A 25,942-nucleotide genomic window follows, 5' to 3' on the forward strand; every position below is an offset into this window, starting at 1 on the left:
AAAACCGCTATGAAAGGCAAAAACATTTTCTGGCTTGCGTTACTGCTCACAATAGGATCCTGCAAAAAGGATAATAAAGGCAGCGGTACCACAAATACCACCGATACTACAAAAACCACTACGTCGGCCCTGATAAAAGGGGTCGATGTAAGCTGGCTTACTCAAATGGAGGCATCTGGCGTTAAATTTTATAACAACGATGGCGTGCAGAAGGAGTGCATGCAACTGATGAAGGATAAAGGGGTGAACGCGATAAGGCTACGGGCATGGGTGAACCCGACTGATGGCTGGTGTAATACCGATGACGTAGTTGCTAAGGCTGTTCGTGCGCAAAGGCTGGGTATGAAGATCATGATCGACCTGCATTATAGCGATACCTGGGCCGATCCGGGCAAACAAACTAAACCGGTGGCCTGGCAAAGTCTTGATTTTGCAGCCTTAACAGGTGCCGTTAGCACCTACACCACATCGGTAATGAATGCGCTTAAGGCAAAAAACATTACGCCCGATTGGGTGCAGGTAGGTAACGAAACCAGCGATGGCATGTTATGGGAAGATGGCCGCGCATCTAAAAATATGGCTGGTTTTGCCGCATTGGTAAACAGCGGCTATAATGCGGTAAAATCGGTAAGCAGTAGTACTAAAGTAATTGTACACCTGGCCAATGGCTATGATAATTCCTTGTTTCGCTGGCTCTTTGATGGGTTAAAGGCCAACGGCGCAAAATGGGATATCATTGGTATGTCGTTATATCCTTCAACCAGTAACTGGCAAACCTATAACCAGCAGTGCCTGGCTAATATGAACGATATGTTTGCAAGGTATGGTTCGCCGGTTATGGTGGTTGAGGTGGGGATGGCTGCAAGTGAGGCGGTTACCTGTAAGGCTTTTTTAACCGATTTGCTGGCCAAGGTAAGCACCGTAAGCGGCAACCAGGGATTAGGTGTTTTTTATTGGGAGCCCGAAGCCTATAACTGGCAAAGTTATGGCTTGGGCGCCTTTGATTCTTCGGGCAAACCAACGGTTGCTCTGGATGCATTTAAGTAGCACTACATCATAAATAACCCAATTATAAACCATTAAAAACAATCAAATTATGAAGAAGATCATCGCACTATCATCAGCAGTTATGCTTTGCTTAAGCATGAGCTGTACCAAAGAGAGCGCCAAACAACAAAGCGCTACAACGCCCGCAGCTGCAGCGCCAAAGCTGAAAACCGAGGCTACCACCACCTTTGCCTATGGCTCTGATGCCAGTTGGGTAACGCAGATGGAAGCGGCGGGCAAAAAGTTTTATAACAGCAGCGGCACACAACAGGATTTGTTCACCATTTTAAAGGGGAAGGGCATCACGGCAATTCGTTTAAGGGTTTTTGTAAACCCGTCTGACGGCTGGTGCAACACCGCTGATGTGGTAGCTAAGGCCAAAAGGGCCGCCGCAGCTGGGATGAGTATCCTGATAGATTTTCACTACAGTGATGTATGGGCCGATCCCGGTCATCAAACCAAGCCGGCAGCATGGGCAAGCCAGGATTTTACTACTTTAATGAATACAGTTTATAATTATACCTATAATACCTTAAACACCTTAAAAACAAATGGCATTACCCCAACCTGGGTGCAGGTTGGCAACGAAACCAGCGATGGTATGCTTTGGCAGGACGGCCGCGCATCGGTATCGGCTACTAACTTTAAAAACTTTGCCTGGCTGGTTAATTGCGGCTATAATGCTACAAAAGCAATTTTCCCATCGGCCCTGGTAATTGTACATGTGGCTAACGGCTTTAATAACACCACCACCCGTTGGATTTTTGATGGTCTGAAAGCGAACGGCGCCAGCTGGGATATCTGCGGCTTTTCGGTATATCCGTCAACCAGCAACTGGGCTTCTATAAACAGCCAGGTATTGACTAACATGCAGGATATGGTAAGTCGATATGGCAAACAGGTAATGATCTGTGAAGCTGGCATGGATGTAACTGCCGCCTCAACCAGTAAATCATTCCTCACCGATCTGATCACCAAAACTAAGTCTGTATCTGGCGGATTAGGCGTATTTTATTGGGAGCCGGAAGCTTATGGCAGCTGGCAGGGTTATACTTTAGGTGCTTTTGACAGCAGCGGTAAACCAACTGTTGCCATGGATGCCTTTGTGCACTAAAAATTTAATAACCGGGTGTGTAATGCTATACCACCCGGTTATTTATACATTTAAATGATGTTTAACATGATAACTTTATGCGTATATTAAGTTTAAACCGGTTAAAATATTTTGCGGCAGGCTTACTTGTAATTGGTGCCTTATCAGCCTACAAACAAGCATCACCCAATCCGGGACCTGTTAAGTTTAAGCAGATCCTCGGTGCCGATATTTCCTTCATTCCCCAGCTGGAAAGCGAAGGTCACAAGTTTTATGATGATGGTGTAAGTAAAGATCCTTTTCAGTTACTAAAGGATCATGGTTTTAACTATGTAAGGCTGCGTATCTTCAACAATCCTAAAGCCGATAGCGGCTACTCGGCAATGGGCTATTGTGGTTTAGAGGACACCAAAAAGATGGCCCGGCGAATTAAAGCTGCCGGTATGGGCTTCCTGCTCGATTTTCACTATAGCGATACCTGGGCCGACCCGGGTAAACAATTCAAACCCGCGGCCTGGAAAAATCTGGATAACCAACAACTGCAGGATTCCATTAAAGCATTTACCATCCTTACTTTAAAAGAGCTTAAAAAGCAAGGCACCCTGCCCCATATGGTGCAGGTAGGCAACGAAATTAACCACGGCATTTTATGGCCCGATGGCAAACTTAAAAATCTTGATACCCTGGCCGGCTTTTTAAAAGCAGGGATTAGCGGTGTAAAGGCTGTTAATGGTAACATCCGGATAATGCTCCATATTGCCTGCGGCGGTCAAAATGTCGAATCGAGATATTTTTTGGATAATATGCTCAGGCGTGGCGTAAACTTTGATATCATCGGCGAATCTTACTACCCCGAATGGCACGGTACCCCGGATAGCCTGAAGAAAAACCTTACCGACCTGAACGCCCGCTACAAGCAGGATGTAATGGTGGCCGAGTACTCACAGCACAAGCGCGAGGTAAATGATATTGCCCTATCACTGCCCGGCAACAAAGTTAAAGGCTCCTTTATATGGGAACCTTTTAGCTGGGGCGAAACCTTTGTTGATAAACAAGGAAATACAAACGATCATATAAAAACCTATACCAACATTAGTAAAGACTATCATATCAGTCAGTAACCTCCTTTTTTAAATGAAGAAATTTTTCCTGTTATACCTTATTGTTTTTACTGCGGTTATAGCCAATGCCCAAAGCGATAAAACAAGCCAGACTACACTGTTCAATAACAACTGGCAGTTTATAAAAGATGCCGATACCAGCATCAATCAACAACTTTTTAGCCATAGCAACAACGCCAATGCCTGGCAGCAGATCAGCCTGCCGCATACTGTTAATATAGAACCAGTCATAAAAATTAATCAGCAATGGCAGGGTATTAGTTTTTACCGTAAGTTTTTTACGCTCGATAAAAGCGACGCGGAGAAGCACATCGCTATTCGCATAGATGCTGCTATGAACCTGGCCGATGTTTATTTGAACGGAAAATATCTCATGACCCACACAGGTGGCTACCTACCTTTTTATATTGATGTTACCGGCAAAGCATTTTACGGAAAAGAGAATTGCCTGCTCATTAGGTTGAACAATCATGATAACCCGATTATCCCGCCAGGGAAACCTATTAAAGACCTCGACTTTAACTTTTATAGCGGTATTTACCGTAACGTGTGGCTAATCAAAAAAAATAAGATACACATAACCGATGCGGTAGATGCCAGCCAGGTAAACGGAGGCGGAGTATTGCTGCATTATAGTAATATATCAGCAACCCAGGCACAACTAAAAATTAAAGTACAGATAAAAAACGATCAGGCTATAAAACAGCATATACAACTCAAAGCCACGTTGTACAGTCCCGCGGGAAAATTAGTTGGCCCGGCTCATGTTATCGCCGCCGATATCAATTCAAAAGATACAGCATCACTACAGCAGGAAATATCGGTTGCAAGCCCGGCATTATGGTCGCCGTTACATCCTCAATTATATAAAGTAGTTGTGCAGATACTCAGCAATGGCCGGATAGTAGATTCTGTATCCACATCAACCGGCATCAGGAAAATCGCCTTTAAAAATGATGGATTTTACCTTAATGGGAGTAAATATGTACTACGTGGCACCAACCGCCACCAGGAATATCCATACATAGGTTACGCCTTATCAGATAATGCCCAATACCGCGATGCCTATAAAATAAAACAGGCAGGGTATGATTTTGTGCGATGCTCGCATTATCCGCCCTCGCCTTCGTTTTTAGATGCTTGTGATCAGTTAGGCATTTTTGTGATGGACTCTACCCCTGGATGGCAGTTTTTTGGCGATGAAATTTTTCAGCAAAACAGCCTGCAAAACATAACCGATATGATCCGTCGTGACAGGAACCATCCCTCCATTATTTTATGGGAAGCTTCGCTGAATGAAACAGAAATGAAACGCGACTACATGGAAAAGGCGCAGGCTATTGTTCACCAGGAGTTGCCCTATGCTGATACCTACACGTGCGGTTGGATGAATGCGGTGTATGATGTATTTATCCCCGCCCGCCAGCACGCTAAAGCACCCAATTACTGGAAAAATTTTAATAGCAAACCTATTTTCATTGCCGAATATGGCGACTGGGAATACTATGCCCAAAATGCAGGCTTTAACCAAACCCAATATAAAGACCTCACAGACGAGGAAAAAACATCCCGCCAGTTACGTGGCGACGGTGAAAAACGGATGCTGCAACAGGCAGCAAATTTCCAGGAAGCGCATAACGACAACCTTAACGGGAACATTACCGGCGATGCCGGCTGGCTGATGTTTGACTATAAACGCGGCTATGCTCCGGATATTGAATCATCGGGTATTATGGACATTTTCAGGCTGCCTAAATTTGCTTATTACTTTTACCAAAGCCAACGCGATATTAGTGAAAGTAAACCAATGCTATTTATAGCCAGTTACTGGGACAACCCAGCCACAAAAAATGTGAAGGTGTATAGCAATTGCCAACAGGTGGAGTTGTTTTTAAATGGTAAATTAATTGGTAAACAAAAGCCCGATACCGGCAAAATGAGTAATAACCTGAAGCATGCTCCATTTACTTTTAATGTTGCCTATCAACCGGGCGTTATTACTGCCAAAGGATATATTAATGGTACAGTGGTGGAATCTGTTGAACGCAGAACCCCATTAAGTGCCAGTGCTATTAAACTAACTGTTGATTATAGCGGCAAAAAGCTTGATGCCGGTAAAGCTGATGTAATATTTGTATATGCATCAATAGTTGATAAAAACGGAACGGTTATTCCAGATGCAAAGCAGGAGATAGCATTAGGCCTGATTGGCGGCGGGAAAATAATTGGCGACGAAAAAGTTAACGCAGATGCCGGGATAGCAGCTTTTTTGGTAAAAACTGAAAAAAGTACCGGACGAATAGAAATATCGGCATCGGCAACTGGTTTGGTTACTGCTGTTCAGGTTATTAATTAAACTAACTAACGTTATTCATAGCAACTCGCCGGAATAGAAAAAAGCGAATTGCAATGTAGCAGTTGTTTAAGGTGAATCATTAAACAGGTACTGGATTTTTAATTATTAATATGGTTAAAGTGTTTAAGAACGATTGGTTTGCTATTCCTTAATAAAGTGGTCAATGTTCCTGGAATGTTCAATCCTGGGCGGTGAAAGTAATTCATGGTCCAGTCCTTACGAGAGTTTTAAGCAACGGCTTTTTGAAGATAGCGGGGGTTCGTAAGTCTAAAAGACATCACCACCTTGCAGAAAACTGTTAATGTTTAATGAACCGCCGTATGCCGAACTGTGAGAGGACAGTAAGGGAAATAATCCCTTACTTCCTACTCGATTATAGCTATTCAGGTAGCCAAAGTGTTAACTCCAGGCTGCCAATACCAATTGTTAAGCCGGTTTAGTTGGTGTAGGTGTTGTAGGCATTGGTGTTGGCGATGGTGTAGGACTTGGGTTTGGTGTTGGTGTTGGCGTTGGACTCGGATTTGGAACCGGCGTAGGAGCTGGCGACGGAACCGGTGCCGGGTCGGTAGGCGTAGGAGCTGGTGACGGAACAGGTGCCGGTGTTGGTGCCGGAGCAGGTGTTTTTGGTGTCTTCTTCTTTTTACCTGGTATGGTATCAGTTACTATGCTTTTTTTCACGATGATTCCGTTGTTGCCGGTACCGTTGATGGCCGCATGATTACCGGCAAAAACTACCGAACACGCAAATGATAATGCTACAGCTGCTGCTGTTAACTTTAAATTTTTCATAATAATTTATTTAAAATTAATAAATTAACTTTAATGATAACATTGGCAACAAGCTTTGGTTTTTATTAATTGCGATACCCCCTTTTTGATCCTAAATACCACCCACATATTTAGTTGTCAGCGCTTGTAAAAGTGTGCCGCTTAACAATAGCTGTTTTTGCTAAAACAATATATTGCGTTAATGCTTTAAGGTTTTGTATGGCATCATCAAACAAGTCTATTTACGCTGCGCTGGCCGCAAATCTGCTTATTGCCTTAACTAAGTTTGCAGCTGGTTTTTTTAGTAACAGCGCTGCTATGGTAGCCGAGGGCGTGCACTCTGTGGTTGATACCGCCAACCAGGTATTATTATTGTTTGGCTTACACCAAAGCCGCAAAAAACCCGATGCAAAGCATCCCTTCGGCTATGGTAAGGAACTGTATTTTTATTCGTTCATTGTGTCGATACTCATATTTGGCCTTGGTGGGGGAGTTTCTATTTACCAGGGGATCGCTCATATCATCACCCCCGAAGTTCCGGGTAACCCAACCTGGAATTATGCGGTATTGGGCATGTCGGTAATTTTCGAAGGATCATCGCTTTTAATAGCGGCTAAAGAGTTTAACAAGCTGCGTGGCGAACTCTCATGGTGGCAGGCCATTGTCAAAAGTAAAGACCCATCAACCTTTTTGGTGCTGTTTGAAGATAGCGCGGCCGTTATTGGCCTGGTTATTGTAGCTGTTTGCATGTTTATTGGTCATACTTATCACATCAATTATCTTGATGGCCTGGCCTCATTGCTGGTTGGTTTGGTGCTTATATTTGTTTCTATCATACTGGCGCGCGAAAGCCGTAGTTTGCTTATGGGCGAGGGGATAGGCGCAACTACCAAAAAACACATCATCGAAATTGTAGAGCAGGATGATGACGTTTTAAAGCTCATGCACCTCATGTCAACCTATCAATCGCCTACCGAGGTATTGCTGATGCTCATCATTTCGTTTAAAAGTGACTTAGATACCGCAGGTATCAATAATGCCATCATTCGCATCCGCAACCGGGTAAAAGATGAGTACGGCCTCATTCATTTTGTTATTATCCAGCCCGATACCTTTATGGAAAAGGTGAGCCCCAATATGCAGCTATATGTTTAGTAAGCATAAAATAAATTCTCTCCATCTTCAAAAAAATAGCTAATATGCAGTGCTAAACTTATCTTCAATGAATTATAACCAGCCCTCAGCAGCTACCCCTAAAAACGCGTTAAAAGCAACATCAATTATACACCTGGCCTTAATAGCCGGGCAGGTATTGTTTATGATAATGGCTTTTATAACCAATAAAAGCACCATTTACTTTGATTATAAAAACAGCCGGAACGACGTGTATTTTTACATAGTGCCTTTATTGGCTGTTATGGGTACGATAGTAGGCAGTTTTTTGTTTAACCAGCAAATGGCAAAGTTCCATCAGGCGTTAGCAGGGTCCGGTATCAATAGAACACTTTCAGAAAAATTGAAGGCATATCAGTCGGCCTTAATTGTAAGATACGCGCTGCTTGAAGGGCCTTCATTGTTCGGAATAGTTTGCTTTTTGATAACAGGTAATTTGTTTTATTTACTTATTTCGGCATGTTTAATAATTACCATGATCAGTTTAAGGCCATCAGTTAATGCCACAGAAGCCTACCTGCAATTAAGTTACGATGAAACGCAGCAATTACGCTAATGTTTGAAGTTGAAAGTCTTAAGCCGGAAGTCCAAAATGTCTTGGTCTTTGACTTCCGACTTCGGACTTCCGACTAAGCATTATCCATGCTAATGATCTGGGCTTTATAAGCAGCCGGGAGCAGGGCATTGCGTAAAAAGGTTTCCACCTTCAGCATCCTCAAAAACTTGTATGTCCATATCACCGGTAAAAGCCAGGTCAGTTTTCCTAACGGAAGATGCTTGCCTACCAATGGCGGCACCACCAGCAGTTGCGCCTGTTTTAACACAGCGTAACGTGAAGCGCCAAGGTGTTTTTTGTATTGTCTGTATAAATCCAAGGTCAATTCGCCATGAACCAGGTTATGCTGTAAATGTTCATCGCGCATATTCAGGTATTCAAAGTAGTTTTTTGGTAGGCCAGCAAGCCCCATGCGCTGGCCTACCCGGTTAAAAACCATAAAGGTTTGTCCCTTTTCGGCCTGGGTTAGTTTGCGCTCCAACAGCTCATATGACCGGATAGACAGATCAATCAACAGGAACAACACATCGCGGTAAGCCCAATCCGGAATCTGTGCGCCGCGGCTGTTTTCAACACCTTTGTGAATGGCGGTTATCCGGTCGATAGCTTTTAAAGCCGATTCCTGGTCCGAAAAAATGATTTGCCTTGAATATTCAACGGTCGAAAATAATCGTCCAAGCGGGTCGGCAGGCAGGCGGCCGGTAAAGTATAGCCAGTCAACCGCTTTGTTTAAGGCAAATTCGGCTGCCGCGCCAGCAAAAATAAACAGGATGGTATCGGCCTTGCCCCAAATTTTCCTCACTATCGAATCCTCGCCTACAAAATATTCCATGAGTTTAATGCTGATTTAATTGAAGAGTAGTTTGTTGGCCGTTTTTTTTCGATGCCGGTTACCAATGCTATGCCTAATGTATAGCAAAGCAAATCCATCCGCGAAAAGGAAGTGCCCAATAACAGTGCCGCTATTTTGGAATGCTGCAAGCCTAACAACTTTACCAGTCGAAAATATTGCGAAACCTCGGTTACGTAAGCAAAAAGCAGCACGCCAAATGCTGTAGGCAATACTGGTGTGTTAACAAATGCTTTTACAAAACAATACAACAGTATAACCACTAAAAAATCGCCGCCAAAAGGCCTTATGACGTTATCGTGCATGTATTTACCTATTAAAACTTCGGTTATGAAGAGTAGTATGGTAAGTATGAAATAACTTTTATTTAATTTCATTTGTAAAGTACTTTGTTTTGCAAAGTAAATGAATATTATTTTAATTTGCAAGTTTTAAAATGTTATTGCTATCGGCTTCCTAACCAACAATTGATATATTTAACCATGCAAAAATCCGAACTTCAAAAAATGCTGGATGGCGACCTGTACGATGCCAGCGATGCCGAACTGGTTGCCGGTCGATCAAAAGCACGTAAATTATTTACCCGTTATAATGCGCTTGATTATGATGACAAAGAGGGCAAGAGGAGCGTGTTAAAAGAGTTGCTGGGTGGCTTTACCAATGCCATCGATATCCAGTCGCCATTTTATTGCGATTATGGCTTTAATATTTTTGCCGGCGATAACCTGTTTCTGAATTTTAACTGCATTATATTGGATTGTGCCCGCGTTACCTTGGGCAATAATGTATTTATGGCACCCAATGTACAACTGTATACCGCCTATCATCCCGTTATAGCTTCCGAACGGATAAAAGGCCCGGAGTATGCTGCGCCTATAACCATAGGCAATAACGTATGGCTTGGTGGCGGTGTAATTGTTTGCCCCGGTGTTACCATTGGCGATAATACCACCATTGGTGCAGGCAGCGTAGTAACCAAAGATATTCCGGCTAATGTGGTGGCGGTGGGGAATCCGTGTAGGGTGATAAAGGAGATATAGTAACGTCATATGTCCGAATTTTTTGTACAGCTATTCTGCGATCAAAATAAAGTTTATTCTATCATTATCGAAGATGATGGTAAAGTAGCGTATGCTTACCTTATACTGGCCAAAGAAATTATAGGAGATTTATGGCTTTATAATAATGCAACTGCCCCTGAAGAAATTAATTGGAAACAACAGGAGTTACCCTATTTAAACCCACTTACTTTTTTAAAGGAAGGTATACAAATTGCACCCATTGTAAACCGGCAGGAACTATTGTGTCATTGGACAATGGATTCCTTAGGGGGGGAGTACAGGGAGTGGGGATTTTATTGAGAGGGGTTTTGATAGGCAGGCTTAAACCCGGCTCTCTGCCGGGGTATTCGGCTTTGGTAACGAGGGATGGACCGCCGGCCAAAATTTTGGCAAATGAAGCTTAGGTAGCGTTTGGATACCTAACACTTAACCGTCTTCTTTTTCATCCCCGGCTTACGTCTTGCGCGCGATTTTTTAATATAATCCACGGCAACCGGTACCTTGCACGCAGTTCCGTTTTGATCCACAAATACAGTTCCTATTTTATTGCCCGTTGCAATGGCTTCATCCATTAAAGCATCTACATAGGTGCCCAAAGCGATAATAAACCCGTTCATAGTTGATCGTACCCGGTTTGGCGATGAATGGATAGTGTGCCCAACACGATTTAGCAACTCCCTCAATACACCCAAATCCAGTTCGCTATCCGGTTTAAACGAAACAATATTGCTTAAGGTAGACCAGCCCGAAGCGGCAACATACTCCCTGCTGTCGTTTATCCACTCCAAAGCCAGTTCAAAGCCATATTGGCCTTCGGTGGCTACCCAGGGTACCGTGTATTCGCTAATGTTGTTTGATACCGCCTCATTAACCCAGGTTTGCAGGTCGGCCCGGGTCATTTTAGCATCGTCGGCAATCAGGCCGGCAAGGTACATGGCATCGGCGTTGCCGGTGGCGTAAAGATCTTTGGCCAGCTGGTAATCTTTTTTAACCTTTTTTTGGATGGTTTTTAAAAATTCAACCTTAACCCCAAAAAACGGCTCTTTAACCCCATGTTTTAACAATATATTTTTGATGCTCTGACTGCCATTAGCCTGCAGGTAGGTCATGATTTCGGCTGCGTTCATTTTATCAATATTTATGTATAAAATTATACTATTTCCTGGTTTTTCTAAATAGAATCTTCACACAATACAGCGGAATTGCGTTTGAATGGAGGTAGGCGGCTTCTACGAGGCAAAAAAAGAGATTTCAGCATTCCAGATCCACCTCCCGACATCCGAACCTGGCAACCCTGATATCCACATCCATCCAACTTTTCCACAATGCCCTAAAACCACGGGCAATGCATTAACTTTACCCGATTAACAAAAGGAGTAAACCGCTTGGCTAAAGACACTACCAAAGAAACCCCATTAATGCAGCAATACAACGCCATCAAGGTGAAGTATCCAGGTGCTCTGCTGCTGTTCCGCGTAGGCGATTTTTACGAAACTTTTGGCGAAGACGCCGTTAAGGCCGCAGGCATATTGGGCATTGTACTTACCCGCCGCGGTAATGGCGTAGGCACGCATATCGAACTGGCTGGCTTCCCGCACCATTCACTGGATACGTACCTGCCCAAACTGGTACGCGCGGGGCAGCGTGTGGCCATCTGCGATCAACTGGAAGACCCTAAAACAACCAAAACTATTGTTAAACGCGGCGTTACTGAACTGGTTACGCCCGGGGTAGCTACTAATGACAATATCCTAAATCAAAAAAGCAATAACTACCTGGCATCGCTGCATTTTGAAAAAAACAGCATAGGTATTGCCCTCATTGATATTTCGACAGGCGAGTTCTGGACAGCGCAGGGCAACAGCGATTATATTGATAAGCTGCTGCAAAGTTTCTCGCCAAGCGAAGTGATATACCCTAAAAGCCGCACGCGCGATTTTAAAGATAACTACGGCGACCGCTTTTATACCTATGCCCTTGACGAATGGCCCTACAGCGGTGATTACGCTACCGAAACGTTGTTGAAGCATTTCGGCGTAAAATCGTTAAAAGGTTTTGGGATAGATAAGCTTAACCTGGGCATTATAGCCGCGGGTGTAGCCATCCATTATTTAAATGAGACAGAACACCGCAATCTGCAGCACATCAGTGCTATTGGCCGAATAGAAGAAGACCGGTATTTATGGCTGGACAGGTTTAGTGTACGCAACCTGGAACTGGTAGGATCGACCAACGATAATGCACTTACCCTGGTTGATGTACTTGACCATACCTGCTCGCCCATGGGCGCCCGTTTGCTGCGCCGGTGGATTGTGATGCCCCTTAAAGAGATAAAGCCTATAAACGACCGGCTGGGCGTTGTAGAGTACATGATTGAGCACGAGGAGCTGCGCGAAAACCTGCAAAACTGCATCCGCCAGATAGGCGACCTGGAGCGGTTAATCAGCAAGATAGGTTTACAAAAAGCTAACCCGCGCGAGGTTTGCCAGCTTAAAAAAGCACTGATGGCCATCGGCTCCATCAAAAAAACAGCCGAATCTTCCGAAAGCCTGCCACTACGCGCTATTGGCGAGCAGTTAAATCCCTGCGTAACTATTTGCGAGAAAATAGAACGCGAATTAAACCCCGAGCCGCCGGTAATGATCGTAAAAGGATCGGTGATGAACGAGGGGATTAATGAGGAACTGGACAGGCTGCGTAAAATAGCCTTTGGCGGCAAAGGATACCTGCTGGAGATACAAAAACGCGAGGCCGAGGCAACGGGGATACCGTCATTAAAAGTTTCTTTTAATAACGTGTTCGGGTATTACCTGGAGGTTACGCATAGCCACCGCGATAAGGTACCCTCGGAGTGGATCAGGAAGCAGACTTTGGTTAACGCTGAGCGCTATATTACCCCCGAGCTAAAAGAATACGAAGAGCAGATTTTAGGTGCCGAGGAAAAAATCCTGGTGATTGAAACCCGCCTTTATAATGATCTGTTGTATTCACTTGCCGAATATATAAAACCTATCCAACTGAATGCGCAGTTAATAGCCCGTTTGGATGTGCTGCTTAATTTTGCCCATATATCCATCAAAAACTATTACGCCAAACCCCAGATGAACGAGAGTAAAGTGCTCGACATTAAAGGCGGCCGCCACCCGGTGATAGAAAAGAACCTGCCGCTGGGCGAAAGCTATATCACTAACGATGTATACCTGGATTCGGAAACGCAGCAGATCATCATCATCACCGGCCCCAACATGGCGGGTAAGTCGGCTTTGCTCAGGCAAACCGGTTTAATTGTGCTGATGGCGCAGATGGGCTGCTTTGTGCCGGCTAAATCGGCGTCGATTGGGTTGGTCGACAAGATATTTACCAGGGTAGGGGCGTCAGATAACCTATCGTCGGGCGAATCAACCTTCATGGTGGAGATGAACGAGACGGCCAGTATCCTGAATAACCTGTCCGACAGAAGCCTGATCCTGCTTGACGAGATTGGCCGGGGTACCTCAACCTATGATGGTATTTCCATTGCATGGTCTATTGCCGAATACCTGCATAACCATCCAACGGCAAAAGCCAAAACGCTGTTTGCCACCCACTATCATGAGCTGAACGAGCTGAGCAACAGTTTTAACCGTATCAAAAACTTTAACGTATCAGTAAAGGAAGTTGGCCAGCAAATTATTTTCCTGCGTAAGCTGGTACCCGGCGGCAGCGAACATAGTTTCGGGATTCACGTAGCCAAGCTTGCCGGAATGCCCCAAAAAGTGCTGACCCGCGCCAATGAAATTCTGAAGAAACTGGAAAACGAACGTACGGGAGGGGAGCACATCAAAGAAAGCATCCGCAAAGTGCAAAAACAGGCCGTGCAGATGCAAATGTTCTCGATAGACGACCCCGTATTGGTAAAAATCCGCGATACCCTTAATAATCTTGATGTAAATACGTTAACACCCGTTGAAGCGCTGATGAAGCTGGATGAGATACAAAGGGTGATAAAATCGTAGATTTCAGATGTGCAGATTTCAGATGTGCAGATGGAAAGGCAGGCCGTTTTATATTTTATAAAACATCTGCACATCTGAAATCTGAAATTTGCACATCTGCAATGTTAAATTGTTAAAAACATCCGTATTTTACCATCACGTATAAATTCTACTTTTACTGCATGACCAAACATCGCCTCTTTTTATATTGCTTCGTTTTGTTTTTTGTGCCGATAGTATTAACCTCCTGCCATACCCGCAAGGCAGCCATGCGCGGCCGGCCCGGCGAAGTAGTAAAACCTGATGGGGATATTGCTTCCAAATATTCGGAGATCATGGGCGTAGGCAAAAGCGATATCGAAAATGGGAGGCTTTATGCTTTTATCGAGCAATGGATGGGTACCCCCTACAAATTTGGCGGCCTTGATAAAGATGGTGTGGATTGTTCAGGACTTGCCTTTTTGCTGGAGCAGCAGGTGTACGGAATTACCATCCCCCGGATGACCAGCAAGCAAATAACCGTTATTAAACGCAAATATGAAGACGAACTAAAAGAAGGCGACCTGGTTTTCTTCGATTTTGACGGCAAGCAGTTTAGCCACGTGGGCATTTACCTGCAAAACGGATATGTAGTTCATGCCAGCTCAAGGCGGGGCGTAATTATCGTAAAACTTCGCGACCCATCGCTATACAAATACTTTTCCAGAGCGGGATCTGTGGATGAAGGAACTGTTCAGGTTAATTAAGTAGTAGCATGTAATTAGTATCAAGTATCAAGATTTTTAGTTCGTGGCATTATTAACTTGGGTTGTTAATTTTAAAACCACTCACCCAATCAACTAAATTAACCACTCACTAATTTCTAAACCACTCACCTAATCAACTCAATCAACCACTCACTGAAAAGTACTAACTTTGCATCCTTATGTCGAAGCAAAAAGAAGAATACTCGTTTTGGACTAAATATAAAAAGTTTGCCGGTAACGAGATCACACTTTACCTGGTGATGATTATTGGTATCATCCTGGGCATTGTAATATTTAGTTATCTTTAATCAGCGTTACATTGCTGTTATCTGTTTCGCTTACCGATTGGTAAAAATCTACAAAAGCCTGGTACAAATCTTTGCTGTAGGTACCGTCAATTATTTGCAGCTTTCGTTTGTAAATTAACCGGTTGCCAACAACCGTGGCAGATACCGAGAAATTGCCAAATGGTTTTTCGAGCGAAATACTGGCCGGCCGCATATCTACATGATAACCTTTGGGTAGGGTATAGGTAATTTCGTCTTCATCGGTATAACCCGTGTTAATGTATAAATCATAATGCCTGTTGCGTACCTCGCGCGGGGTATTATCTTTTCTGTTGGTGGCATTGGCCAAAAAGTCGATTTTACCATTAACGGCCGACCCATAATCCGGGGCAGTTAGTTTGATTGTTTCCGTAAGGCTTGGGTGGATGTTTTTATCGTCTTTAAAATCAAATTTTTCGATATCCAGGTTATTAATGGCGTAAATTTTCTGGAGTATTTTCACTTGTTCTTTTGGTGGCTCGGTAAGCAGGTACGTCCGGTTATCATATTGCAAGCCTTTAAAACTGGTAAACATACTGCCCGATAATGTTCCGTCGGCAGCCAGGGTAAAATCGGCCTTACATTGCTGTATATTGCTTTTAGCCAGATATTTTGGGGTATGTATCAATTTACCGCCTTCGGGCGTGCAGGCTAATACGTCGCGGTCGTCGGTAAAATCACTCAAAAAGCCAAAAGGAATTTGCTGGCTGGTACATTCTAAAAAGGTGGTATCGTTTTTAAAAGGCAGGCACAGGATTACGTGGTCAAACTGGTTCATACTCGCAAAATCTGTAAGCGGGCTACGTTTTAAAGTTCCCGACTTTACAATACAGTAATAGGAATCGATGTCTACGGCCTTAAAAAGTGATTGCGTATAGTTTACCAGAGCTTTACAATCGCCATAATTTTGCGCATCAACATCGCTTGCTAAAAACGGCTGATAACCGCCTATACCAACCTGCACGCTGATGTAATGTGTTTTGCCCTGCATATATTCATATATCTTTTTGGCCTTGTCTTTAGGATTGGTAATGCCCTGGGTTATTTCCTGCATCCTGTAGATAGTGCTTGGTGGTAAAGCCTTGCGCGACGATAGCAATTTATCATAGATCCATTTACCCATGCCGTTCCAGTCATTAAACGAGCCTGTTACGCCAAGGTAATTAAACTCCGACGCGGGCGAAATCTTCACCCTGCTGCTCATCTTTTCGTAAACAGGGCTATAAGGCTCGGATTTTGATGCTTTAATATTACTTATCTGCCAGCTATAGGTCTTCTCGCCCTGTTTATTTGTACCTTCAACCAATTGCGAGAGCATGTTAATTTCTTTGTACCTGATTTTAAAATCGGGCTTGCAGCTAAATGTATAAGTGCTTTTTTCAACAGACACATCAACTGATGGTTTAGGCTCCCAGTCCTGGAAGCTTAATGATTGCTTCGATTTATATTCGTATTCATAAACAACCGTGTAAGGATAATCAGTTACAGCGGGCTGAAAATGTTTTACTTTGGTATCTTCAAACAAAGCCGAGCGGCTTACGGCGCCGTCGTCCTGGAAATCACTTTCAGAAAACTTGCCAATAGGTTTGCCAAATTGGTTATAAACCAATCCTTTTATGTTTTTAATCACATTCGCTTTATCGTGAAATATCACAATTTCGGCTTCGTCGTCGCCATTTTTATTTAATATGGTTACCGCGGTTTTAATACGGTAATAGGTATTATCCAGGTCTTTTACCTCAATGTTCATGTCGTTACTCCGTATAACGGCGCTGGCATAGGGTAGCAAATCTTTAGGTATCAGCGATGCATCATAATTTTCCTGCGCGTTTGCACTCCATGCGGATGCAAATAATAAAATGAGCGATGTAAGTACTTTCATTATTTTTTCTTGAAAACCATATCTGCCTTTTCTGTAAGTATTATTTTGTTATACAGTTCTTTAAGATAAGGATATTCCTCGGATGTGTAAACAGGTTTGGTGAATTTGGTGATGTTTGAAAAGGTGAAAGTATTGTCTAAATTTTCAAAGCTGGTTGCATACAAGCCGCCATCGCCAGGCATTTTAAAGGCTACTGTTTGTGGTGGCGTTTCAACGGTATATCCCTGCGGTAGCCGCATGGTTAATATTAACCTGTCGTCAGATGCCATCCCCCAATCTACGGGGTAATCTCTTTCGGCCAGCTTAAATGGGTTTTTGGTGATTTTTTCCCATAAAAAAGGGTTAAACACCAACCGGTTGTGGTTAGTATTGTCATAAGCGTCAATCTCAACTTCAAAAGTTTCACCAAGCGGCATATCAAGGCTATCCAGGTTGGCTATAGTTGATTTCAGGATTTTTAATTTGGGGAGTTTTTCGTCCTGGTTCTCAACATACTCGTCAATCGAGTTGAATTTTTTAATGGCTTTACGTTTTTCATAGGCGTTATATCCACTGTAGTAGTTGATAATGGTCCCTTTTAGCTTACCGTTGTCAAGCAAGGTTAAATCAAGTGATCTTGTTGTCGATTCCTTTTGAAGGCCGCTTAACTCCATCCAGTACGATGGTTTATCAAGGTTTATTACCCGCCCTTTGTCATTAAGGCATTTTAATGGTAACAGGCCAAATGATAACAGCGGGTCTGTAGCATCAAGCAGGTAGCTTTTATCACCAATATTCACTTTGGCAATCACGTAATTAAAATCGTTAATTACCGGGTAAAGCATATTAATGTTGCCGTTGTTACGGGTTGATAGTACTACAAGCTCGGTATTAAGGTCGGCCGCCCTTAAGGCTGCCCCAAGGGCAAGGTTAATATCGCCAATAGTGCCCGTATGTGCTTCATACGCTTTTTTTATACCCTCGGGGCTATATAGCGATGTAATGTCATTCCACTTAAACCACTTTTGCAGGTAAGCATAAATTGCCTTTGCTTTTTCAAGCTCGTCGGTTTTGCCGGCTATTACCGTTGCTATCCTGTCTTTCATCAATTCTTTGCGTTTAAACTGCGAGCCAAAATAATCGTCGGTTTTTAGCTGGTGCTCAATATCTTTCCATGTTTTAGACACAACGGTTTTGGCCCCGGTGTATGGGTTGGTCCACTCCACCTCATCAAAATATATGGCCGATAGAAAGTTTTTGGGCGATGTCATGTAATCTTCAGATACAAAAGCCGGGATATCTGTCATCTCATAGGTGATATATGAACAATCGCATTTGGCGCCATGCGACGAAAAGCATTCCCTTTCGACCTCCGATGTAGATTTTGAAAGCTTTTGACCGCCGCGTAACGAGGCGTTAAACACCCAAAACGCAGGAATATGCACATCATATTTTGAATGGGCTTTAGGTATCTCGTCCTGGAAATCCCAATTCCTGAACTCATCAATATAAGGCGAGGTTAGTTTGTACTTAAAGTCAATAACGCAACCCGGCCGTAAGGCAGGTAAGGCAAACTTTACGGTACTGCGATATTGGTAATCTTTTACAGTATACACCTTTTTTACATCCAGCGGGGCGCTTCGCATCAGGCCATCATCGTCACGGTAATAGGTGGTGCCTGTTATGTCGCTAACTTCTTCGGTTGTTTCTCCGTTTGCGCTGTGATGAAAAGGTATTTCAATGGTGCCGTGTTCAAGCCCTTTTGTATCAAATATTTTTATGCGGGCATGGTAATCAAATATCAGGCGTACATGGTCGTCGCTTACCATATCAATCCTGCTTTTGCCAAATTCGTTTAAAAATATGGCATGTGCCGAGGTGTCTTTTGCGTATCTTTTTAGTTCAAGGTCTTCGGTGCTTACACTCCCTTCAAAATCCTGGGCCTTTATAATGTGTTGAGCACCAATAAATAAAATAATAATAAGTAGCAGTTTTTTCATACAATAATCGCGATAATTAGGATGGTATTAATTTAAAAATAAAACTTAGATATTAATTAAATTAAAAAATTTATTGTGCTGATTCTTTTTAGGACATTTGCGACCTTTACAGTAATACTGAATCATTATAATGAAACTAAAACTAAAACGCCCGCTTGCCTTTTTTGACCTGGAAACTACGGGAACCAATATAGGGGTTGACAGGATAGTAGAAATATCCGTGATTAAACTACACCCCGATGGCAGCGAAGAAGTTAAAACCTGGCGTGTTCATCCGGGAATGCCAATTCCGCTGGAGTCATCACTGGTACATGGTATTTATGACGAGCATATAAAGGACGAACCGGAGTTTAAAGCTTTGGGCCAGGCCATAGCCGAATTTGTTGGCGATAGCGACCTTGCCGGCTACAACTCCAATAAGTTTGATATCCCGATGCTGATGGAAGAGTTTTTGCGCGCCGGCGTACAGTTTACGTTAGACGACCGCCATTTTGTGGATGTACAAAATATATTTCACCAGATGGAGCAGCGTACGCTTAAAGCAGCTTACCAGTTTTATTGCGATAAAAAGATTGAGAACGCCCACTCGGCCGAGGCTGATACCCGCGCAACCATGGAGGTTTTGCTGGCGCAGATTGAGCGCTATGAAAACATGGAGTGGGAGGATAAAAAGGGAAATATTACCGTGCCGGTTGTTGGCGACGTAGAAGCGCTGCACAAGTTTACCAACCTAAGCAAGCCGGTTGATTTTGCCGGCCGGATGGTTTACAATGAGCAGGGCGAAGAAACCATTAACTTTGGCAAACATAAGGGCAAAAGGGTTGAGGATGTGTTGAATGCCGAACCAAGCTACTATTCATGGATGATGCAGGGCGATTTTCCGCTATATACCAAACGTAAGCTGGAAGAGATATACACCCGCTGGAATGCTAAAAAGAATGCAGAGCGCCAGGCAAAAAACGCCGCCCAGCAACCAAAGCCAGCCGAACAGGCCCATGCACCACGCCCGGAAGCGCCTAAGGCCGATTATCCTAAAAAAGAATTCCATAAACCCGATCATACCAAAACTCAATATCCGCCCAAGCCCTTTAAAAAGAAAGAAGAGCCTGCCCAGCCCGTTAATGACGATATGCTGGCCCAATTGGCGTTGAAATTTAAGAAGGGATAGTTTGTTTAGATTTGAGATGTTAGATATGAGATTTGAGACTTTTTTAAAGTTTCATTAAACAAAAAGCCCCGTCAGGGGCTTTTTACATATCTCATAACCCTTCGGTATCAACAAGAAAACTTTTGGTTTGCAAAGTTGGGGTAGCTTCAAGGTCAATAGTATCCCGTTGTTTAAGAGCGTGGAAAATTCCCGTAGATGAAATTGCCTGATACCTAAGGATGGTTTTTTGGCTCCGGGGAACAATCATGTTAACCAGGCTATCTGTTGTAAACAGGTATAGGCCAGTATAGTCCGTCTGAGTATCTACTGTGATCCGGCCGGTTGGTGGAGCTTTTAATGTAAACCTTGCTTTAAATGGCTGATACATAATAACCGACATATCAATTTTGTTATCCTGACCCAAATGGTATGATTGGCCGTTTGGCAACAGGTTTTTAACAAGCGGATCTTTTTTGATATTAAATGTATAATATGCTGTACCGAGCATATCATTTTCGACAGCAGCATTGCTTGTAAAGGAAAGGTGATAATCGCCGTTCATATCGCTGATAACACTGTCTCTCAGTTGCTTGGATTTGGCAAGCCCCAAAAAATTTTGATAATAAAATATCTGTACAACTACATTACTGGCAATTACAGCTGGTCCCTGTGTATTAATATGTCCATGTATGGTGGTAGTTACCATGCGTGGTTTTTTTTTACAACCACCAAGCGTAACGCAGCTTGCAAGCAGCAGCAAAATATAAAATAAATTATTACAGCGGTAAAGGTTCATTTGCAGGTTTGGGTTTATAAGTAAAATATTTAGGTTTTAATATAAAAGCCCAAACGAACGCAAGGTAGCAAATGCAACAAAAGTGAATAATAAATATTGATATGTATTTATCGAAGAAAATCGATATTGCGCTTTAGTCCACTGAATTTGGTGCGTTTTACAGCAGAGTTTTTAAATACTTTTTGAAAAACATCCTGCGTAATATCCTGCCAGTCGGCAGCTTTAAGGTGCAGCAAGTCGGGGTGGGGGGCAAAGGCCGGCTCGGTGTTTAAAACAGAGAAACGGTTCCATGGGCATACGTCCTGGCATACATCGCAGCCAAACATCCAATTGTCCATTTTTCCCTTAAACTCTGCAGGCAACTCGTTTTTTAATTCGATGGTGAGGTACGATATGCAGCGGCTGCCATCCACCACATATGGCCCAACAATGGCATCAGTAGGGCAGGCATCAATACAATTGGTACAGGTGCCACAATGATCTGCAGTGGGGGCTATGTCATATTCCAGTTCCAGGTCGATGATCAATTCGGCCAAAAAAAAGAACGAGCCTGCTTTTTTGTTAAGCAGGTTGGCATTTTTACCTATCCAGCCCATCCCCGATTTTTTGGCCCAGGCCTTATCTAGTACCGGTGCCGAATCAACAAACACCCGGCCACCAACTTCGCCAATTTGTTCGTTGATGATTTGCAATAACTGTTTAAGCTTATCTTTTATAACGGTATGGTAGTCCATGCCGTAAGCATATTTTGATATTTTGGGTGCAGTTGGGTCTGTTTGCTGGTTATCTGTATAGTAATTAACCCCTAAAGAAATTACCGATTTTGCGCCATCAACAAGTAGCCGTGGGTCAAGACGTTTATCAAAGTGGTTTTCCATGTATTGCATTTCGCCGTGCATGTTTTTTTTTAACCAGTTTTCCAGCCGCGGTGCCTCCTCTTCCAGGAAGCCGGCTTTTGATATACCGCAAAACAAAAAGCCGAGCTTTTGCGCTTCGCTTTTTATTAACTGGCTATATACCGTCCTGTTTTGCATATCGGTGCAAAGATACTACAAATTAAAATTCGTAAAATAAACAGTGTTTGATGATGAATATTAAGCGGAAAGGCATTGTAATGATATTTCTACAGAAAAAATCCAGATTGTTTAATCAATGGTGTAGTTTTTGTAACTATAGGTAAATATAAAAATGTATAAATGCTTACGCACTTGAACTACCTGCCGAAACACGTTTTAGGATTACACGCCGTTGGTGAAATTACAAATACCGACTACGAAAAAGCGCTTGAGCCCCTGCTTGACGAACACATAAAACAAAACGGGAAAATCAATTTTTTGCTTGTGCTGGAAACCGATATCAAAGATTTTGATGCCGGTGCCTGGTGCGGCAATATAGGTATCGGCTTTAAATACTTTACCAAATGGAACAAATTAGCTATGGTTACTGATAAAGAGGGGATAAGGGAGTTTAGCCATCTGTTTAAATATATACTACCCGGGAGGTACAAAGGTTACACCTTAGAAGAATTGGACGAAGCCGTAAAATGGATAGCAGAGAAATAGGGTGTTTGGCGGCGGCTTATAGTGCATTAATAAAAGGTAGTTGCTAAAAAATTAGGGTGCCGTCATCGTCAATAAAACATTTCATGAGTATCCGGCAGCCTATCGGTTCGCCGTTTACAGTCGCGGGGACAAAAACTTTGTCTTCTTCGGGCAAAACGTTAACGTTTATGTTAAAGGTTTTTGAAAAGTTACCGCTGTAAATGGTCGTTTTAAAATAGGCCAGCCTGCCACCGGGGCTAACCAGTAATTCAACAACGGCTATAGATACGTCCCTGCTTATATCCATTAGATTTGCCGGCAACCTGAATAGTTTTAAATATGGCAGATAACCATAATACCGCCCGCCTATTTTAATGGGTTTGGTGGTGCGGTCGGTATCGGCCAGTTGTTTATCAAMAAAATACCTCAGGTTTGATGTGGTATCTTCGGGTGCTTCATATAAAACTTCGTTGTTGGTATAGTTATAGTTTTGGAGCAAACGACCGGTCGGATCAAAAAAATGCCAGATGCCAATTTTTTTATCGTTATCAAAGCGGCCATTGGCCAGGGCATATTTTTTATTATAAATCATCTGGTACAGGCCATGCCTGGTACTTTTGTCGCTTTTTAAAACAGTTAGCTTTTCGGTAATGTGCGCGTTTATTTTATGACTGCGCTCAACAGTTTCCTGGGCACGCGCTACGTTTATAAAAAAAAGGTAAACAATTAGCAGGATTAGATTTCTCAAATGTATTTGTGATTTGGGGTAAATATAAAACAGGTATATATCAATATCAAATAGTTGGTTTGAAATTAAGGATGCGGTTTGGATGGGTTATAGAGGGCAAGGTTTAACGCAACTAATGTATTGTAATAGTTTTGTTGCATTAATAGTATGGGATGCTTAAACTTGTAGCCATAAACCATATTTCATGACTGCGCTAACCGATCAATCCGATTACAAAACGGTACGTTTTTCTGAGACCACGATAACCGAGTTGATGATCCCTTCTTATTCAAATTTTGGCGGCAAAATTCATGGAGGCATATTGTTATCGCTGATGGATAAGGTAGCGTATGTTTGCGCCGCTAAACACGCTGGTAATTATTGTGTTACCGCATCAATTGATACAGTTGATTTTTTACAGCCCGTTGAAGTGGGCGAACTGGTATCATTAATGGCATCGGTTAATTATGTGGGCAATACATCGCTGGTAGTGGGCATTAGGGTGGTATCTGAAAATATCAAAAACAACTCGGTAAAGCATACCAATACCAGTTACTTTACCATGGTATCAAAAGATGAGCACAACAAACCGGCTAAAGTACCCGGCTTAATATTGGAACACCGTGAGCATGTACGGCGCTTTATCGAAGCCCGGCGCCGTAAAGAAATTAAGCAAGGATATATGAAAGAAGTGGAGCAGATAAAAATGCCCGACAACTATGAGCACTGCATTGAGCTTTTGAAAGGCGAAAGATGCCTGGTTGCCGGCTAAGCAGCGCCACACTTAAATAAGCAGGTAAAATAAAGTATGAATTGCCAACAATGGTTGTCCATACTATTGCAGATAAGATTTCAATCCCTAATTGATAAATGAGGCGAACTATTGGCCAGGTGCTGTTATTATTGCTAATGCATAGCATGTGCTATGCGCAAAAAGATGTGCCAATTGCGGTCGTAACCAATGTTGGAGGTATCAAAAGTACAGTTGACAGCCTCAACAAAACCGCAGGCGAACGCTATATGGGCGCTCCTGATAATGCGCGCGAAATGGCCGGCAAAGCACTGCTGCTTTCCGAAAAAATTAAATACAATACCGGGATAGGTTTAGCCTATATAAACCTGGGCCACGTTTACTGGTCGCAATCTTATTATCCTATCAGTTTATTTTATCTTAATTCGGCGTTACCTTATTTACCTAAAAATAATGCTACTTTATTGGCCGAGTGTTACAGCGCAATAGGCCGTACCTACCTTGAGCTTAAAAATTATCAGCAGGCAATCAATAGCTTAAACCAATCAGCAAAATATGCCGGAAACGATACCAGGATGCTGGGAGAGTTTTATACCGAGAAATCGCTGGTATATATCAGGATGCACGATTATAGCCGGGGTATAGTTGCAAGTTTGCAGGCCTTAAAACTTTGCAGGGCCAGCGGCGATGACAACAATACCAATATTATTTATACCCGGTTAAGTTCAATCCAGCGCCTTCAAAAGCAGTTTCAGAGATCTATAGCTTATGATGATACGGCGTATTACATGAGCTTTAAAACCAATAACCGGCGGTTGCGTGCTAAAACACTTATTGAATATGCCGATAACTATAATGGCCTGAAGCAATTTGATAAAGCAATTGATTATGCCACCAGGGGGGCGGCACTTGCCGACAGCATTGGTTTGATGAATGGGATTTCGGATGCATACCGCACCATCATGTTTAGCTTTGAACAAAAGAAAGATCTTGCCAACGCCCTAAAATTCCAAAAGAAGTATAACGGAGCGCTTGATTCACTAAACGAATCTGACAGGAGGCGCAATACGGAGCTGATTCAAAACTATTTTGCTTTAAATGCCCGGCTTAATGAAATAGCCGTGATTGAGCAAAAGGCGAAAGAAGATAAAAATAAGATCCATTTTCAAAATGCCATCATTATTACACTAATTATCTCGTTACTGGTTGTATTGATTGCTTTATATATTACCTATTATAATTTTAAGCAGAAGAAATTGCTAAATAGTAAGCTGAGCCGGCAGCATGAGGCTTTGCTGGTGCAAAAGGAACTGATTGAAGAGCAATCGGCCAATCTTGCGGCGATAAATAAACTTAAGGATAAGCTACTGGCTGTAATAGGGCACGATTTGCGTACACCTTTCGCAAATCTGCGCAGCATCATGGCCTTGTTTGGAGATAATAACTTAAACCTTGAGGATATGCATGGCCTCATGAAAAAAATGGAGCCGGTAATAAAAGGGGCTGAGCTTACGCTATCCAACCTGTTGGAATGGGCGGGTAGCCAGATCAGGGGGATAAATTTAACACCATCTGTAATTGATATTAACCTTGTAGGCGAAGAGATGGCGCAAGTTTATAGTTACCAGTTGCAGCAAAAAAACATCAGGTTTCAAAATATTGCAATCACCGGTCACCTGGTGAAGGCTGATGAAAAGCATATTAAAGTAATTATTGGAAACCTGATTAGTAACGCCATAAAATTTACCGATGATAATGGCATCGTAACCCTGAGTAGCCAGGTGGCCGGCAATGAACTTATTGTTAACGTAAATGATACCGGCAAAGGGATTGCCCAGGATCAATTGGTTAAACTATTTAATCTTAATTCGCACTTTACACAAAACGGCACCATGGGCGAGATTGGCACAGGTATCGGCCTGTTTTTGTGTAAAGAACTGGTAGAGTTTAACGGCGGCCGCTTATGGGTTAAATCCGAAGTAAGTAGGGGCAGCACTTTCAGTTTTAGTTTACCATTGGCCGGCTAAGCAAAAATTATTCCTTTTTAT

General features: G+C 42.9%; 24 protein-coding genes. 15 read left to right on the top strand and 9 right to left on the bottom strand.

Going from position 1 to position 25,942, the window contains the following annotated elements; genetic code table 11:
- Positions 1-9: 9 nt before the first annotated feature.
- From AC1DU2_RS21540 to AC1DU2_RS21555, 4 genes are all read left to right on the top strand, one after another.
- Positions 10-1,047: a glycoside hydrolase family 53 protein gene (locus AC1DU2_RS21540; RefSeq protein ID WP_477386766.1), complete on the top strand. Its 1,038-nt coding sequence runs from the start codon at positions 10-12 to the stop codon at positions 1,045-1,047.
- Positions 1,048-1,096: 49 nt separating this feature from the next.
- Complete coding sequence (locus AC1DU2_RS21545) at positions 1,097-2,161, top strand: glycoside hydrolase family 53 protein (protein ID WP_477386768.1); 1,065 nt, start codon at positions 1,097-1,099, stop codon at positions 2,159-2,161.
- Between the two features lie 77 nt (positions 2,162-2,238).
- The gene (locus AC1DU2_RS21550) at positions 2,239-3,261 is read left to right on the top strand and encodes a glycoside hydrolase family 53 protein (protein WP_477386770.1); all 1,023 of its coding nucleotides are present in this window, start codon (positions 2,239-2,241) and stop codon (positions 3,259-3,261) included.
- Between the two features lie 13 nt (positions 3,262-3,274).
- A complete protein-coding gene (locus tag AC1DU2_RS21555) occupies positions 3,275-5,617 on the top strand; it encodes a glycoside hydrolase family 2 TIM barrel-domain containing protein (RefSeq protein WP_477386771.1) in 2,343 nt (780 codons plus the stop codon).
- Between the two features lie 426 nt (positions 5,618-6,043).
- Here AC1DU2_RS21555 and AC1DU2_RS21560 read toward each other — a convergent pair whose 3' ends face one another.
- A complete protein-coding gene (locus AC1DU2_RS21560; protein ID WP_477386773.1) occupies positions 6,044-6,406 on the bottom strand; it encodes a hypothetical protein in 363 nt (120 codons plus the stop codon).
- A gap of 198 nt (positions 6,407-6,604) precedes the next feature.
- On the opposite strand from AC1DU2_RS21560, the gene AC1DU2_RS21565 reads away from it, so the two are divergent.
- Both AC1DU2_RS21565 and AC1DU2_RS21570 read left to right on the top strand, forming a co-directional pair.
- Positions 6,605-7,540, top strand: coding sequence for a cation diffusion facilitator family transporter (locus AC1DU2_RS21565; protein WP_477361966.1), 936 nt, complete (start codon positions 6,605-6,607; stop codon positions 7,538-7,540).
- A gap of 67 nt (positions 7,541-7,607) precedes the next feature.
- The gene (locus AC1DU2_RS21570; protein ID WP_477386775.1) at positions 7,608-8,114 is read left to right on the top strand and encodes a hypothetical protein; all 507 of its coding nucleotides are present in this window, start codon (positions 7,608-7,610) and stop codon (positions 8,112-8,114) included.
- Positions 8,115-8,187: 73 nt separating this feature from the next.
- Here AC1DU2_RS21570 and AC1DU2_RS21575 read toward each other — a convergent pair whose 3' ends face one another.
- Both AC1DU2_RS21575 and AC1DU2_RS21580 read right to left on the bottom strand, forming a co-directional pair.
- The gene (locus AC1DU2_RS21575) at positions 8,188-8,946 is read right to left on the bottom strand and encodes an oxygenase MpaB family protein (protein ID WP_477386776.1); all 759 of its coding nucleotides are present in this window, start codon (positions 8,944-8,946) and stop codon (positions 8,188-8,190) included.
- Positions 8,931-9,341: a ribosomal maturation YjgA family protein gene (locus AC1DU2_RS21580; RefSeq protein WP_477386778.1), complete on the bottom strand. Its 411-nt coding sequence runs from the start codon at positions 9,339-9,341 to the stop codon at positions 8,931-8,933. The genes AC1DU2_RS21575 and AC1DU2_RS21580 overlap by 16 nt, the downstream gene beginning before the upstream one ends.
- Before the next feature lie 105 nt (positions 9,342-9,446).
- Here AC1DU2_RS21580 and AC1DU2_RS21585 point away from each other — a divergent pair, with 105 nt between their 5' ends.
- Together AC1DU2_RS21585 and AC1DU2_RS21590 are read left to right on the top strand one after the other, a co-directional pair.
- Positions 9,447-10,004 (top strand): sugar O-acetyltransferase, encoded by a 558-nt coding sequence (locus tag AC1DU2_RS21585; RefSeq protein WP_477361974.1) that lies wholly within the window; start codon positions 9,447-9,449, stop codon positions 10,002-10,004.
- Between the two features lie 9 nt (positions 10,005-10,013).
- The gene (locus AC1DU2_RS21590) at positions 10,014-10,325 is read left to right on the top strand and encodes a hypothetical protein (RefSeq protein ID WP_477361976.1); all 312 of its coding nucleotides are present in this window, start codon (positions 10,014-10,016) and stop codon (positions 10,323-10,325) included.
- Between the two features lie 119 nt (positions 10,326-10,444).
- Here AC1DU2_RS21590 and AC1DU2_RS21595 read toward each other — a convergent pair whose 3' ends face one another.
- Positions 10,445-11,152 (bottom strand): DNA alkylation repair protein, encoded by a 708-nt coding sequence (locus AC1DU2_RS21595; protein ID WP_477386781.1) that lies wholly within the window; start codon positions 11,150-11,152, stop codon positions 10,445-10,447.
- Between the two features lie 258 nt (positions 11,153-11,410).
- Between AC1DU2_RS21595 and mutS the strand changes: the two genes are divergently transcribed.
- The 3 genes from mutS to AC1DU2_RS21610 all read left to right on the top strand — a co-directional run bounded on the left by mutS (position 11,411) and on the right by AC1DU2_RS21610 (position 15,053).
- A complete protein-coding gene (gene mutS / locus AC1DU2_RS21600; RefSeq protein WP_477367344.1) occupies positions 11,411-14,020 on the top strand; it encodes a DNA mismatch repair protein MutS in 2,610 nt (869 codons plus the stop codon).
- 161 nt (positions 14,021-14,181) lie between these two features.
- Positions 14,182-14,745, top strand: coding sequence for a C40 family peptidase (locus tag AC1DU2_RS21605; protein WP_477367347.1), 564 nt, complete (start codon positions 14,182-14,184; stop codon positions 14,743-14,745).
- 179 nt (positions 14,746-14,924) lie between these two features.
- A complete protein-coding gene (locus tag AC1DU2_RS21610; RefSeq protein ID WP_255369896.1) occupies positions 14,925-15,053 on the top strand; it encodes a hypothetical protein in 129 nt (42 codons plus the stop codon).
- Here the strand turns inward: AC1DU2_RS21610 and AC1DU2_RS21615 are convergent.
- Entirely contained in the window at positions 15,040-16,953 is a 1,914-nt protein-coding gene (locus tag AC1DU2_RS21615) for a DUF3857 domain-containing protein (RefSeq protein WP_477386783.1), read from the bottom strand. The genes AC1DU2_RS21610 and AC1DU2_RS21615 overlap by 14 nt on opposite strands.
- Positions 16,953-18,932, bottom strand: a complete 1,980-nt coding sequence (locus AC1DU2_RS21620; protein WP_477386785.1) for a DUF3857 domain-containing protein — start codon at positions 18,930-18,932, stop codon at positions 16,953-16,955. Before AC1DU2_RS21620 ends, AC1DU2_RS21615 begins: the two co-directional genes overlap by 1 nt.
- A gap of 130 nt (positions 18,933-19,062) precedes the next feature.
- Here AC1DU2_RS21620 and AC1DU2_RS21625 point away from each other — a divergent pair, with 130 nt between their 5' ends.
- Entirely contained in the window at positions 19,063-20,100 is a 1,038-nt protein-coding gene (locus AC1DU2_RS21625; RefSeq protein WP_477386787.1) for an exonuclease domain-containing protein, read from the top strand.
- Between the two features lie 91 nt (positions 20,101-20,191).
- Here AC1DU2_RS21625 and AC1DU2_RS21630 read toward each other — a convergent pair whose 3' ends face one another.
- Together AC1DU2_RS21630 and queG are read right to left on the bottom strand one after the other, a co-directional pair.
- On the bottom strand, positions 20,192-20,875 hold the full coding sequence (locus AC1DU2_RS21630) for a hypothetical protein (protein WP_477386789.1): 684 nt from the start codon (positions 20,873-20,875) through the stop codon (positions 20,192-20,194).
- Positions 20,876-20,982: 107 nt separating this feature from the next.
- On the bottom strand, positions 20,983-21,909 hold the full coding sequence (gene queG, locus AC1DU2_RS21635; RefSeq protein ID WP_477386791.1) for a tRNA epoxyqueuosine(34) reductase QueG: 927 nt from the start codon (positions 21,907-21,909) through the stop codon (positions 20,983-20,985).
- 162 nt (positions 21,910-22,071) lie between these two features.
- On the opposite strand from queG, the gene AC1DU2_RS21640 reads away from it, so the two are divergent.
- Positions 22,072-22,437, top strand: a complete 366-nt coding sequence (locus tag AC1DU2_RS21640; RefSeq protein ID WP_477367367.1) for a SpoIIAA family protein — start codon at positions 22,072-22,074, stop codon at positions 22,435-22,437.
- Positions 22,438-22,480: 43 nt separating this feature from the next.
- Here AC1DU2_RS21640 and AC1DU2_RS21645 read toward each other — a convergent pair whose 3' ends face one another.
- On the bottom strand, positions 22,481-23,164 hold the full coding sequence (locus AC1DU2_RS21645) for a hypothetical protein (protein WP_477386792.1): 684 nt from the start codon (positions 23,162-23,164) through the stop codon (positions 22,481-22,483).
- A gap of 184 nt (positions 23,165-23,348) precedes the next feature.
- On the opposite strand from AC1DU2_RS21645, the gene AC1DU2_RS21650 reads away from it, so the two are divergent.
- Both AC1DU2_RS21650 and AC1DU2_RS21655 read left to right on the top strand, forming a co-directional pair.
- Entirely contained in the window at positions 23,349-23,915 is a 567-nt protein-coding gene (locus AC1DU2_RS21650; RefSeq protein ID WP_090651994.1) for an acyl-CoA thioesterase, read from the top strand.
- A gap of 98 nt (positions 23,916-24,013) precedes the next feature.
- A complete protein-coding gene (locus AC1DU2_RS21655) occupies positions 24,014-25,921 on the top strand; it encodes a tetratricopeptide repeat-containing sensor histidine kinase (protein ID WP_477386794.1) in 1,908 nt (635 codons plus the stop codon).
- Positions 25,922-25,942 lie beyond the last annotated feature (21 nt).

Source organism: Mucilaginibacter sp. P4_C11 (genome assembly GCF_056402115.1).